This window comes from Pseudomonas sp. FP198, from assembly GCF_030687895.1.
In the GTDB taxonomy this organism is placed as follows: domain Bacteria; phylum Pseudomonadota; class Gammaproteobacteria; order Pseudomonadales; family Pseudomonadaceae; genus Aquipseudomonas.
The window spans coordinates 1196994-1208866 of the sequence record NZ_CP117452.1; the positions used below are offsets into that span (position 1 = coordinate 1196994).

The window sequence follows — 11873 nt, forward strand, 5'->3', positions numbered from 1 at the left end:
GGTTTCGCCCAAGGAAGGACGGGTGAGTTATCTCGAAGGAAGTGCAGATGCTGTTCGTTAACCGATGCAAACCGACGTTTTGTTTGATGATGGGCCTGGCCCTGATGTACTGGAGCCAATGGGGCGGCGCTGACCCGTCGACGACTCCCGGGCAGTCACCGCTCGAAGCGGGCGAAAGACTGGTGCTCGACGCCCGGGAGCTGGACTGGATCAGGCAGAACCCGCGTGTCGTTGTGGCGTCGATGCAAATCCCGCTGTATCTGTTCAAGAATGCACAGGGAGAATGGAGCGGCCTGAACGCTGACATGCTCCATGCCATCGAGCAAATGACCGGACTTGAATTCATCCATCGGGAGTCGTTCTCTGCCGATCAATTGATAGAGATGCTGGAAAACGGCGAAGCCGACATGTCTAGCGTCCTGGCGATGAATGACGAGCGCCGGGCTGTGCTGAATTTCAGCCATGCGTTCGGCGGTTTCGACTGGGTATTCGTTGGCCGTGAGGGGGAGCCCGCGCTTCGTTCGCTGGATCAGTTGGCGGGCAAGGTGCTGGCGTTGCCGGCGCGGCATGCCCTGGAAGCGGAAATCCGCCGTGAGCATCCGACCATAGCGCTGCGCACGGTGATGACCCCTGCCGAGGCCAGGGCGTTAGTGGAAAATCGCGAAGCCCATGCCACCATCGAAAGCGAAACCGCCGTGCACCTCTATCCTTCAGGGCAGCTGCAAGTGGGAGGCAGTCTCGAAGGCATGTGGGAACCCGACTATCTCGCTGTACGGCAGGATTCCCAAACATTGCTGGAGATCCTCAACAAGGCGCTGGAAGCGTTTCCCGCCGAAGACATGCGCGCGCTACGTTTCAAGTGGTTCGCCGAGAAAACACCTGATCAGGAACCGTCGTTCTGGTCGCGCATCCCCCTGCAGGGCTATTGGTGTGTGATCGCGGCAGGGGTGTTCGGCCTGTTGTCGCTGCTCTGGAACCGCCGCTTGCAGGGCCAGATCGGACAGCGCCTCAAGGCCGAGACCGTACTCAACGACCAATTGACGTTCCAGCGCGCCTTGATGGATGCCATTCCCGATCCGATCTTCATTCGAGATCTCGAAGGGCGGCTGATCATGTGCAACAAAAGTTATGAGGAGCGGTTTGCGACTCGCTTCGAGACGCTGCGAGGCACGCGTCTGACAGAGTCCGCGGCGATGCCGTCTGCAACTGCCGAACTGTTGCACGGGGAGCTGATGGAGCAGCTGCGAACCCGTCAGCCTCGGTTTGTCGACCGCCAGCTGATGTTGCGCGGTGGATTGCAGGACATCTATCACTGGTCGGTGCCCTTTTATGCCGCCGATGGTCGGTTGCGCGGTGTCCTGGGCGGTTGGATCGAGGTTGGACGCCGGAGGGATCGTTCCAAGCGGCTGCCGGTTTGATCGATGGCATCCGCTGAGGCTGATATCCAGCTGTCATATTGAACGCGCATGCTCGGTTGAACAGGTCGCCGTTGTGCCGGTTCGTTGCGCTGGCGAACTTTCTGCCGGGCCGCGGGGTCACTTAATGTGCAGTTGTTTTTTTTCGGACTATTGAAGGGTGATCGAATGGAAAGTATCAGCCTGTTGCTCAATGAAGCCTTGAGCCCGTATCAGGTTACGCTCACGCCCTCCGGTACCAAAGGCGAATGCCTGGTAACGCTGAAGAATTCCTCGGGGGCCATCATGGTCGAACGGCTGTTCAACCAGGCCCAGCTGACCGACAAACGCCAGCTGACCGACGTGGTCGACGGCCTGCATCGCGATGTGCTGATTGCCGAGGGGCGCCTGGAGCCGTGTGTCATCGCGGCGTTACGTAATGTGGCGCGCGACAAGGTCATGCTTGCTGCTAATTGAGCGACATCCCGCGGGAACCTTCCTACGTTCTAGCGAGTCAGACTTTTTACCAACAAGAGCAAGCATTGTGCTCCGGTGCTTGTAGCTTGTTGTACGGACCTTTAAGGGTCACGTTTAACCCCGAGTTGTCTCCCCACTTCTCGGGGTTTCTTTTTGCCTGGTGTTTATGGCCAGGATGCTCTGCGTCAGCCAAGACAGAATCCTTGTGGGAGCGAGCCTGCTCGCGAAAGCGGTTTGTCGGTCGATAGCATGTCGACTGGTCCGATGCCTTCGCGAGCAGGCTCGCTCCCAGCGTGGATCTTCCTCTATCCGAAGATTTGCTCCTTAGACGGCACCATCGGTGCGCAGCCTGGCGACCTGCTGCGCATCGTAGCCAAGCTCACCGAGCACCTGTGCCGTGTGCTCGCCCAATGCTGGCCCGACCCATTCGGCTGTCCCTGGTGTGTCGGAAAGCTTCGGTACGATCCCCGGCATCTTGAACGCCTTGCCATCCGGCAGCCTGGCTTGCAGGAACATCTCGCGGGCGAGAAATTGCGGGTCGCTGAACATGTCCTCGGCACTGAAGATCCGGCTCGCCGGCACGCCGGCCTGGTTCAACTGGTCGATGACGGCATCCAACGGCAGCGAGTTAACCCAGCGATCAATGACCCCATACAACTCGTCGCGGCGTTCGTCACGGCCATCGTTGCTGGCGAGCTGCGGGTCGTTCGCCAGGTCGTCCCGGCCAATGACCTGCATGAAACGCTTGAAGATGGCGTCACCGTTGGCGCCGATCTGTACATGCTTGCCGTCGGCGCTGGTGTGGATGGACGACGGCGTGATACCGGGCATGATGTTGCCGGTGCGTTCGCGGATGAAACCGAACACGTCGAACTCCGGCACCATGCTTTCCATCATGGCAAAAATCGCTTCGTATAGCGCCACGTCCACCACCTGGCCGGTTCCGCCGTTGACCTCCCGGTGACGCAAGGCCATCAGCGCGCCGATCACCCCCCAGAGCGCGGCGATCGAGTCGCCGATGGAGATACCGGTGCGCACCGGTGGGCGATCCTCGAAGCCGGTGATGTAGCGCAGTCCGCCCATCGACTCACCGACGGCGCCGAACCCGGGCTGATCCTTCATCGGCCCGGTCTGGCCGAAGCCTGATAGCCGGACCATGACCAGCTTCGGATTCAGTGCGTGCAACACGTCCCAGCCCAGGCCGAGCTTTTCCAGCACGCCGGGGCGAAAGTTTTCGATCAGGATGTCGGCTTCGCCAAGCAGTTTTTTCAGGATCGCCAGGCCTTCGGGGTGCTTGAGGTTCAGCGTCACGGACTTTTTGTTGCGTGCCTGGACGAACCACCACAAGGACGTGCCTTCATACAATTTGCGCCACTTGCGCAGCGGATCGCCGCCGTCCGGCGATTCGACCTTGATGACCTCGGCACCGAATTCACCGCAGATCCGCGAGGCAAAAGGGCCGGCGATCAGTGTGCCGAGTTCGATGACCTTGACGCCGGCAAGAGGTTTGGCAGTAAGCGACATGACGGATCCTGTAGGACAAAGGCAGAACGAATAGAGCGTTTTATCATAGGCCGACCGTCGTCGCCGCAGGTTGATGGTCGGCAATTCGTGGATTAGCCGTCGCATCGGTTAGACTTGCCGCCTTTCCTCGTATCAAGAAGCCCGTTCATGGCCCAGCCGTCCACGACCTACAAGTTTGAACTGAACCTCACTGACCTCGACCGCAGCGTGTACGAGAATGTGAAGCAGACCATTGCCCGTCATCCTTCGGAAACCGAAGAGCGCATGACCGTACGCCTGTTGGCCTACGCGTTCTGGTACAACGAGCTGCTGGCGTTTGGTCGTGGGCTGTCGGATGTCGACGAACCCGCGCTGTGGGAAAAAAGTCTGGATGACCGTGTGCTGCACTGGATCGAAGTCGGCCAGCCGGATGCCGATCGCCTGACCTGGTGCTCGCGCCGCACCGAGCGCACCAGCCTGCTGGCCTACGGCAGCCTGCGGGTGTGGGAAGGCAAGGTGATCCCCGCGGTGAAGAACCTGAAGAACGTCAACATCGCCGCCGTCCCCCAGGAAGTGCTCGAAACCCTGGCCAAGGACATGCCACGGGTGATCAAGTGGGACGTGATGATCAGCGAAGGGACGATTTTCGTGACCGACGACCGTGGCCAGCATGAGGTTCAGTTGCAATGGCTGCTGGGCGAGCGTGGTTGAGCCGTTGACCAGATATTGAGTGAACCCTGTGGGAGCGAGCTTGCTCGCGATGGCAATCTTATAGTCGACATCTCTGTTGGCAGTACATCAGTCATCGCGAGCAAGCTCGCTCCCACAAGGGCTCGCCACACTTTCATGATTGATAGAGAAAACACCGTTACCCCATGCGCATAGAACCCCGCCAGTTACCCGCCACCCTGCCGTTTCTCGGTGACCTGCCGCCGTTGTTGACCCGTCTTTACGCAGCACGTGGCGTGCAGTCCGAAGCGGAGCTGGACAAGAGCCTGGCGCGCCTGATTCCTTATCAGCAACTCAAGGGGATTGATGCCGCGGTGGACCTGCTGGTGGTGGCGCTGGAGCAACGCCAGCGCATCCTCATCGTCGGCGATTTTGATGCCGATGGCGCGACCGCCACTACCGTGGGCATGCTTGGTCTGCGCCTGCTCGGTGCGGCCCATGTCGACTACCTGGTGCCCAATCGCTTTGAGTATGGCTATGGCCTCACGCCGGAAATCGTCGAAGTCGCCCTGACACGCGCGCCGCAATTGTTGGTCACCGTGGACAACGGCATCTCCAGCGTGGAAGGCGTGGCAGCGGCGAAAGCGGCCGGCCTCAAGGTGCTGGTCACCGACCACCACTTGCCGGGGCTCGAATTGCCGGCGGCCGATGCCATCGTCAACCCGAACCAGCCCGGTTGTGAGTTCCCGAGCAAGGCACTGGCGGGCGTCGGGGTGATCTTTTATGTGCTGATGGCGCTGCGGGCCCGTCTGCGCAGCCTCGGTTGGTATGCCAGCAAGCCGCAACCGAACATCGGCGAACTGCTCGACCTGGTGGCGCTGGGCAGCGTCGCCGACGTGGTGCCGCTGGATGCCAACAACCGGATCCTGGTGCACCAGGGCCTGGAGCGTATTCGCGCCGGACGCGCCCGGCCCGGCATCAAGGCCATCCTCGAAGTAGCCAAGCGCGATCACTCGCGCATCACGTCCACCGACCTCGGATTCATCCTCGGGCCGCGCCTGAATGCGGCGGGGCGGTTGGACGACATGAGCCTGGGCATCGAGTGCCTGCTCACCGACGACCCGGCGCTGGCGCGGGACATGGCGGCGCAGCTGGATGGCATGAACCAGGACCGCAAATCCATCGAACAGGGCATGCAACGTGAAGCCATGGCCCAGCTCAAGGATCTGCCGGTGGAGTCGATGCCGTTCGGCTTGTGCCTGTTCGATCCGCAGTGGCACCAGGGCGTCATCGGGATCCTGGCGTCACGCATGAAAGAGCGCTATTTCCGTCCGACCATTGCTTTTGCCGATGCCGGGGACGGCCTGCTCAAAGGGTCGGGCCGCTCGGTGCCGGGATTTCATATCCGCGATGCGTTGAGCGTCGTCGCGGCGCAGCATCCGACCCTGATCAGCAAATACGGCGGTCACGCCATGGCGGCGGGGCTGACGTTGCCGGAGGCGAACTTTGCCTTGTTTGCCGAGGCTTTTGACGCGGAGGTGCGCCGGCAACTGCGTGAAGAAGACCTGACGGGGCGGCTGTTGTCGGATGGCTCCCTGGCGGTGGAAGAGTTCCACCTGGAACTGGTCCGGGCACTGCGTCATGCCGGGCCGTGGGGACAGCATTTTCCGGAGCCGGTGTTCCACGGCGTGTTCCAGCTGGTCGAGCAGCGAGTGGTGGGTGAACGGCACCTGAAGGTCATTCTCAAGACTGAGTGTGGTTCGGTGAAACTCGATGGCATAGCCTTCGGCATCGATCGGGAAATCTGGCCCAACCCCACCGTGCGCTGGGTAGAGCTGGCCTACAAGCTCGACCTCAACGAGTTCCGTGGCCAGGAAACGGTGCAGTTGATGATTGCCCATATCGAGCCGCGGTAGCCTTACCGTCCCCCCAGGCGAACCCCGTGGCGAGGGAGCAAGCTCCCTCGCCACGGGAGTTCACACAAGCCTTGAAGCCGCAGCCTGGTTTCACCAGGGCGGTTTTTGACTCTGAACCCTTCCTCCTCCCTGGTTGTCGACTAGTCTCTAAGCACTGCTTGATAGGCCTTGTGACGTCTTGTCGATTATTTTGCCCGCGGGGGCGGGTGTTGCACCGTTTGTCACTCGTCGACTTTTCAAACAGAACCCTGGAGCCTGCCCACTGATTCGAGAGGTGCCCCATGAGTCTGCTGCTGGAACCTTATACCCTTCGCCAACTGACCCTGCCCAATCGCATCGCGGTTTCGCCGATGTGCCAGTACTCGAGCGCCGATGGCCTGGCCAACGACTGGCATCTGGTGCATCTCGGCAGTCGTGCCGTGGGCGGTGCCGGCCTGGTGTTCACCGAAGCCACCGCCGTCACGGCTGATGGCCGGATTACCGCCGAGGACCTCGGGTTGTGGAACGATGAACAGATCGAGCCTTTGCAACGCATCACCCGGTTCATAACCGCCCAAGGCGCCGTGCCCGGCATCCAGCTGGCCCACGCCGGGCGCAAGGCAAGCACCTGGCGGCCCTGGCTGGGCAAGCATGGCAGCGTCAAGCCGGAAGAGGGCGGCTGGGTTCCGGTCGGCCCTTCGCCGATCGCCTTCGACCCCCAGCACACTCAACCGAAGCAGCTCGATGAAGGACAGATCGCCGATGTCATCCAGGCGTTCGTCGACGCGGCCAAACGCGCCCTGACGGCAGGTTTCAAGGTCGTCGAGGTCCATGCAGCCCACGGCTACCTGCTGCACCAGTTCCTGTCGCCGTTGAGCAACCAGCGTCGGGATCAATACGGTGGGTCGTTTGAAAATCGTATCCGCCTGGTACTGCAAGTGACCGAAGCGGTCCGGGCCGTATGGCCGGAGGAGCTGCCGGTTTTTGTTCGGGTATCCGCCACCGACTGGGTCGAAGACGGCTGGAACCCCGATGAAACCGTGGAACTGGCGCGGCGATTCCGGGCGCTGGGGGTGGACTTGATTGATGTGTCGTCGGGCGGTACCGCCGCCAACGCCGAGATTCCCACCGGCCCGGGCTACCAGACGCGCTTCGCCGAGCGGGTGCGCAAGGAGTCGGAAATCGCCACCGGCACGGTCGGCATGATCACCGAGCCGGCCCAGGCCGAACACATCCTGCGCACCTGCCAGGCCGACATCATCTTCCTCGCTCGCGAGCTGTTGCGCGATCCGTACTGGGCGCTGCATGCCGATGATGACCTGGGCGGACGCAAGGCCACCTGGCCGGCGCAGTACCAGCGGGCGACGCATCGGGACCAGCCGATCCATGAATCGGATCTGCGCGACTGAGCGGCTGATAAAACAAACAGCCCCGGTCGATTGGCCGGGGCTGTTTGTTTGTCTGATTGGAAAAAATTGGTGCTTGTACCGGCCTCATCGCGAGCAGGCTCGCTCCCACAGTAGAATGCCCTGTGATTCATTTGTGGGAGCGAGCCTGCTCGCGAAGGCGTCATTTCTGACGCAGCAGGGCTCAGGGGTACTTACGCTTATCCGGCGCAGGCGGGAAGTACTGGTACAACCAGGTCTCGCTCAACGTCCGGTCCTTGGAGCGAATGAACAGACGCATCTCCACCGGATCCACGCGGTCGTCGGTCGGGTACCAGTCGAAGGTGATGCGATAACCCTTGATCGCGTCCAGCACCAGCACGTTGAAATCCTTGACCTCGCCGTGGGAGCAGGTCACCACCGGTTCGATGCCGGTGCCCGGTGGCAATTGATCGAGACCGCCCCCGGTGAAGTCCACCGCGAAGCGCCGTGCCCAGACGGTGGGGTAGTGTTCGCCGGGAGCCCAGCCTTCGATGAAGCCGCCCATGCCGGAACGGGTGGCGTCGACGCGGGCCAGGTCCGTGCTGACTGGTGGCAGGGCGCTCCAGTAGAGTTTGTAGCCATAGTTCAACGAATCGCCGGCAGCGACCGGTTTTTTCGGCGTCCAGAACGCAACGATGTTATCCAGGGTCTCGCCGGTAGTAGGAATTTCCAGCAGGTCGACCGAGCCTTCGCCCCAAGCGGTCGTTGGTTCGACCCACAGGCTTGGCCGTTTGCTGTACCAGTCCACGGTGTCCTGGTAACTCTCGAAATCATGGTCGGTCTGCACCAGGCCGAAACCTTTCGGGTTGTTGTCGGCGAACGCATTGAACTGCAGGGTGGCGGGGTTGTTCAGCGGACGGCAGACCCATTCGCCGTTGCCGCGCCACATGGCCAGGCGATCGGAGTCGTGGATCTGCGGGTGAATGGTGTCGCACATGCGTCGCTCGACGGTGCCGCAACTGAACATGCTGGTCATCGGCGCGATGCCCAGCTGCTCGATGGCGGTACGCGCGTTGACGTGCGCATCGACTTCCATCACCACCCGGGTAGGTTGGCAGTCGATGTCAAAGCGGTAGGCACCGGTGGCGCTCGGTGAGTCGAGCAGGGCATAGACCACGAAGCGGGTGCTGTTCTTGTCCGGCGTTTCGAACCAGAACTTGGTGAAGTCGGGGAATTCCTCGCGTTTTTTCGCATACGTGTCGATGGCCAGGCCGCGGGCAGACAAGCCGTACTGGCCGGTGGCGTCCACCGCGCGGAAGTAGCTGGCGCCGAGAAACGAAACGATGTCGTGCCGGTCCAGCTCCGGTGCCTTGAACACCCGGAAGCCTGCGAAACCGAGGTCGCCGGTGAGCTGCGAGGTATTGACCGTGGTCTTCTCGTAGTTGAACAGTTCCGGGCGAAAGTGCACTTCACGCGCCATGCGGGTCTTCGGGTCGACGCTGTACATGCGCACCGGCTGCTTGAAGCCCATGCCTACATGGAAGAACTGCACGTCCAGCTTGCCGTCCAGGTCATTCCACAGCGAATGATTGGCATCGTACTGAATGGCATTGAACTGCAAGGGGGACATCTGGGCCAGCGTCGGCGGCAGGACTTGCTTGGTGTCGACGTAGCGGCTTGCGGCCAGTCGCAGGGCCTGGTCTTTCAATTGGTTGAAATCGAAGGGACGGGCTTCGCCGTCGGCGGTCTGATCGGCAGCCCAGGCACGTGCGGCCATGAGCCCGGAGGCCGACAGTCCGGTGTAGGCGGCGAAGGCCATGGAGGCCTTGAGCAGATTCCTGCGGTGCATAAATACAACCTTATCTGAAGACAATCCCGAGCCGATCCTGGCAACAGAGACTGGTAAAGGAGTTCGGACATGCCTTTGGCCAAACGCGACGAACGTTAGAACAGATGCCTGAGAGCTGGATCGGTTCACCGAAACGCAAAATCATAGGGGAAATGCCCGCTTGGAGAGATGGGAAAGCGTGGCTTGGTTAAAAATTCTTACAGTTATTTCTGTTTTTGTGAGAATTCGGGAATTTTTTGATCAATTACCTTAAGACTGTCTTTCCATGCCCTGAATCGACGTAACGAAGGACAACCCATGACCAGAATACAGAGCATTACCGAAATGCTGGGGATCTCTCCTGGCCTGACCAGAACACGGAGCAAGCGCCCGCTCAGCCTGGAGGAAGCGAGGCTGGTCGAGCGTTATCGAGAGTTGTCGGAAAGCGACCGGATCGCCATGCGTTATCTGATGGATGCGTTGGGCCGTGTTTCGCGGTTTTGAAAGTCGTCGCAACGGGGTTAGCAGCCGCCCGCCCTTATTGCACTGACCAGTCTTGAGGGCGTTCGCTGCGTTGATGCAGTATCCGAAGGACCTGTAATTGTCCGCCCTTGAGCCGATAGGGGGCAACGAACGGGTAGCGCGTCAGCACCAGCTCCCGAATATCGGGGACCACCGAAGGACGCCCCGAGCCGGGAAAACGTTGCAATTGCCGCAGCGATTCCAGAATCGTGGCGATGACATCGTCAGCGCCTTCGGCGCCGAGTGCGCTTTGGTAACGTTCGTGGATCGAGTCGAGGTCACTCTGTGCTTTGTTGGTCAGTACGATGCTCGGCACGCTTTGCCCACTTAGCCTTCACGGCATCCAGATCGGTCAGATTCCCGGCGTCGGCATCCGCTATGCCTTCGCTGATCGCTTGCAGGTGCCAGGACTCGGCCTCTACGTATCGAACCAATGCACGCTTCAGGTGATATTGACGGTCGCGGTCGGTGGCGGCAGCCAGCAAGTCCAGCTGTTGGGCCAAACCTTCCTCCACGCGGAAGGACAAAACGGGCGAGGCCATGGGGAATCTCCAAGATGTATACGTTGTAGACACCCTAGGCGGTACCAGGTTTTCCGTCAACCGGCGAGCGTGCACCGATCGACGAAAACCTTAGCAGGACGAACGCAGGGCAGGCGTTGGCATGTGTTGCCAACATTGTCTTGTGTCAATGCTTGAACATCACATGCCGCACCACCGTGTAATCCTCCAGCCCATACATCGACATGTCCTTGCCATAGCCAGAACGTTTCTGACCGCCATGGGGCATTTCGCTGACGAGCATGAAGTGCGTATTCACCCAGGTGCAGCCGTATTGCAGGCGCGCCGACAAGCGATGGGCGCGGCCGATGTCGGCGGTCCACACCGATGAGGCCAGGCCGTAGTCCGAATCGTTGGCCCAGGCCAGCACTTGTGCTTCGTCGAGGAATGGCGTGACGGACACCACCGGGCCGAACACCTCGCGGCGGACGATTTCGTCATCCTGCTGGACGTCGGCCAGCACCGTCGGTTCGAAGAAAAAGCCGTTGCCGTCCACGGCCTTGCCACCGGTGACCAGGCGGATATGGGGTTGGGCGATGGCGCGCTCGACGAAGCCGGCCACGCGGTCGCGGTGCTGGGCGGTGATCAACGGTCCCATCTCGGTATCGGGCTCGTTCTGCAGGCCGTACTTGATGCTGGCGACGGCGGCGCCGAGTTTTTCGACAAATTTGTCGTAGATGCCTTGCTGGGCATAGATGCGGCAGGCGGCCGTGCAGTCCTGGCCGGCGTTGTAGAAGCCGAAGGTGCGGATGCCTTCCACCGCAGCGTCGATGTCGGCGTCATCGAAGATGATCACCGGGGCCTTGCCGCCCAGCTCCATGTGCGTGCGCTTGACGCTCTCGGCGGTGCTCGAAATGATGTTCGAACCGGTGGCGATGGAGCCGGTCAGGGAGACCATGCGGACTTTCGGGTGCGTGACGAGCGGCTGGCCGACGGTTTGCCCGCGACCGAAGACGACGTTGAGCACACCTGCCGGGAAAATTTCCGACGCCAGTTCCGCCAGGCGCAACGCGGTCAGTGGCGTCTGTTCCGACGGCTTGAGCACCACCGTATTACCGGCGGCCAGGGCCGGGGCGATTTTCCAGGCGACCATCATCAACGGGTAGTTCCACGGGGCGATGGAAGCGATCACGCCCACCGGGTCGCGACGGATCATCGAGGTGTGCCCCGGCAGGTACTCGCCGCCCGCCGATCCGTTCATGCAACGGCTGGCGCCGGCGAAGAAACGGAACACGTCGGCGATCGCCGGGATTTCATCGTTCAGCGCGGCGCTCAATGGCTTGCCGCAGTTATCCGATTCGAGCCTGGCCAGTTCTTCGCCATTGGCCTCGATGGCATCGGCCAGCTTGAGCAACAGCAAGGAGCGGTCCTTGGGCGGCACTTGCGACCAGGCATCGAAGGCGCTGTCGGCGGCGCGCACGGCGGCATCGACCTGGGCCTCGCTGGCTTCATTGATTTCCACCAGGACCCGGCCCAGCGCCGGATTAAAAACGGCCTGGCCAGGGCCGTCGCCGTTCACCAGATGGCCGTTGATCAACAGTTTGGTTTGCATGTCCGTGTCCTCTTGAACGCTGTTGTTTTCCTGTGGGAGCGAGCCTGCTCGCGATGGCGGTGCAACAGTCGACATCTCTGTTGAATGCTGATCTGTCATCGCGAGC

11 protein-coding genes are annotated in these 11873 nt (G+C 61.1%); 6 read left to right on the plus strand and 5 right to left on the minus strand.

Annotated features, from left to right (window positions below; genetic code table 11):
• The first annotated feature begins 47 nt into the window (after nucleotides 1-47).
• A complete protein-coding gene (locus tag PSH78_RS05580; RefSeq protein WP_305501182.1) occupies nucleotides 48-1418 on the plus strand; it encodes a transporter substrate-binding domain-containing protein in 1371 nt (456 codons plus the stop codon).
• 165 nt (nucleotides 1419-1583) lie between these two features.
• Nucleotides 1584-1871, plus strand: coding sequence for a DUF3509 domain-containing protein (locus PSH78_RS05585; RefSeq protein WP_305499033.1), 288 nt, complete (start codon nucleotides 1584-1586; stop codon nucleotides 1869-1871).
• A gap of 324 nt (nucleotides 1872-2195) precedes the next feature.
• Here the strand turns inward: PSH78_RS05585 and PSH78_RS05590 are convergent, their stop codons facing one another.
• Nucleotides 2196-3395 carry a CaiB/BaiF CoA-transferase family protein gene (locus PSH78_RS05590; RefSeq protein WP_305499034.1) on the minus strand — a complete coding sequence of 400 codons (1200 nt, stop codon included), beginning with the start codon at nucleotides 3393-3395 and terminating at the stop codon, nucleotides 2196-2198.
• 147 nt (nucleotides 3396-3542) lie between these two features.
• On the opposite strand from PSH78_RS05590, the gene PSH78_RS05595 reads away from it, so the two are divergent.
• The 3 genes from PSH78_RS05595 (at nucleotide 3543) to PSH78_RS05605 (ending at nucleotide 7347) form a co-directional block, all read left to right on the plus strand.
• Nucleotides 3543-4085, plus strand: coding sequence for a YaeQ family protein (locus PSH78_RS05595; protein ID WP_047227511.1), 543 nt, complete (start codon nucleotides 3543-3545; stop codon nucleotides 4083-4085).
• A 164-nt stretch (nucleotides 4086-4249) separates the two neighbouring features.
• On the plus strand, nucleotides 4250-5959 hold the full coding sequence (recJ, locus tag PSH78_RS05600; protein ID WP_305499035.1) for a single-stranded-DNA-specific exonuclease RecJ: 1710 nt from the start codon (nucleotides 4250-4252) through the stop codon (nucleotides 5957-5959).
• 281 nt (nucleotides 5960-6240) lie between these two features.
• Nucleotides 6241-7347: an NADH:flavin oxidoreductase/NADH oxidase gene (locus tag PSH78_RS05605; RefSeq protein WP_305499036.1), complete on the plus strand. Its 1107-nt coding sequence runs from the start codon at nucleotides 6241-6243 to the stop codon at nucleotides 7345-7347.
• 181 nt (nucleotides 7348-7528) lie between these two features.
• On the opposite strand, the gene PSH78_RS05610 is transcribed toward PSH78_RS05605, so the two are convergent.
• Complete coding sequence (locus PSH78_RS05610; RefSeq protein WP_305499037.1) at nucleotides 7529-9154, minus strand: glucan biosynthesis protein D; 1626 nt, start codon at nucleotides 9152-9154, stop codon at nucleotides 7529-7531.
• 297 nt (nucleotides 9155-9451) lie between these two features.
• Between PSH78_RS05610 and PSH78_RS05615 the strand changes: the two genes are divergently transcribed.
• Nucleotides 9452-9637 carry a hypothetical protein gene (locus PSH78_RS05615; RefSeq protein WP_305499038.1) on the plus strand — a complete coding sequence of 62 codons (186 nt, stop codon included), beginning with the start codon at nucleotides 9452-9454 and terminating at the stop codon, nucleotides 9635-9637.
• A 34-nt stretch (nucleotides 9638-9671) separates the two neighbouring features.
• Here PSH78_RS05615 and PSH78_RS05620 read toward each other — a convergent pair whose 3' ends face one another.
• From PSH78_RS05620 to PSH78_RS05630, 3 genes are all read right to left on the minus strand, one after another.
• Nucleotides 9672-9971: a type II toxin-antitoxin system RelE/ParE family toxin gene (locus PSH78_RS05620; protein ID WP_305499039.1), complete on the minus strand. Its 300-nt coding sequence runs from the start codon at nucleotides 9969-9971 to the stop codon at nucleotides 9672-9674.
• Entirely contained in the window at nucleotides 9934-10197 is a 264-nt protein-coding gene (locus tag PSH78_RS05625) for a CopG family ribbon-helix-helix protein (protein WP_305499040.1), read from the minus strand. Before PSH78_RS05625 ends, PSH78_RS05620 begins: the two co-directional genes overlap by 38 nt.
• A gap of 145 nt (nucleotides 10198-10342) precedes the next feature.
• Entirely contained in the window at nucleotides 10343-11767 is a 1425-nt protein-coding gene (locus tag PSH78_RS05630) for a gamma-aminobutyraldehyde dehydrogenase (protein ID WP_305499041.1), read from the minus strand.
• Nucleotides 11768-11873: the final 106 nt, after the last annotated feature.

Excerpts from the sequence above, each read along its gene's own strand:
- PSH78_RS05585 (WP_305499033.1), top strand. The coding sequence starts at position 1,584 with ATGGAAAGTATCAGCCTGTTGCTCAATGAAGCCTTGAGCCCGTATCAG.
- recJ (WP_305499035.1), top strand. The coding sequence starts at position 4,250 with ATGCGCATAGAACCCCGCCAGTTACCCGCCACCCTGCCGTTTCTCGGT.
- PSH78_RS05595 (WP_047227511.1), top strand. The coding sequence starts at position 3,543 with ATGGCCCAGCCGTCCACGACCTACAAGTTTGAACTGAACCTCACTGAC.
- PSH78_RS05605 (WP_305499036.1), top strand. The coding sequence starts at position 6,241 with ATGAGTCTGCTGCTGGAACCTTATACCCTTCGCCAACTGACCCTGCCC.
- PSH78_RS05630 (WP_305499041.1), bottom strand. The coding sequence starts at position 11,767 with ATGCAAACCAAACTGTTGATCAACGGCCATCTGGTGAACGGCGACGGC.
- PSH78_RS05590 (WP_305499034.1), bottom strand. The coding sequence starts at position 3,395 with ATGTCGCTTACTGCCAAACCTCTTGCCGGCGTCAAGGTCATCGAACTC.
- PSH78_RS05625 (WP_305499040.1), bottom strand. The coding sequence starts at position 10,197 with ATGGCCTCGCCCGTTTTGTCCTTCCGCGTGGAGGAAGGTTTGGCCCAA.
- PSH78_RS05580 (WP_305501182.1), top strand. The coding sequence starts at position 48 with ATGCTGTTCGTTAACCGATGCAAACCGACGTTTTGTTTGATGATGGGC.
- PSH78_RS05610 (WP_305499037.1), bottom strand. The coding sequence starts at position 9,154 with ATGCACCGCAGGAATCTGCTCAAGGCCTCCATGGCCTTCGCCGCCTAC.
- PSH78_RS05615 (WP_305499038.1), top strand. The coding sequence starts at position 9,452 with ATGACCAGAATACAGAGCATTACCGAAATGCTGGGGATCTCTCCTGGC.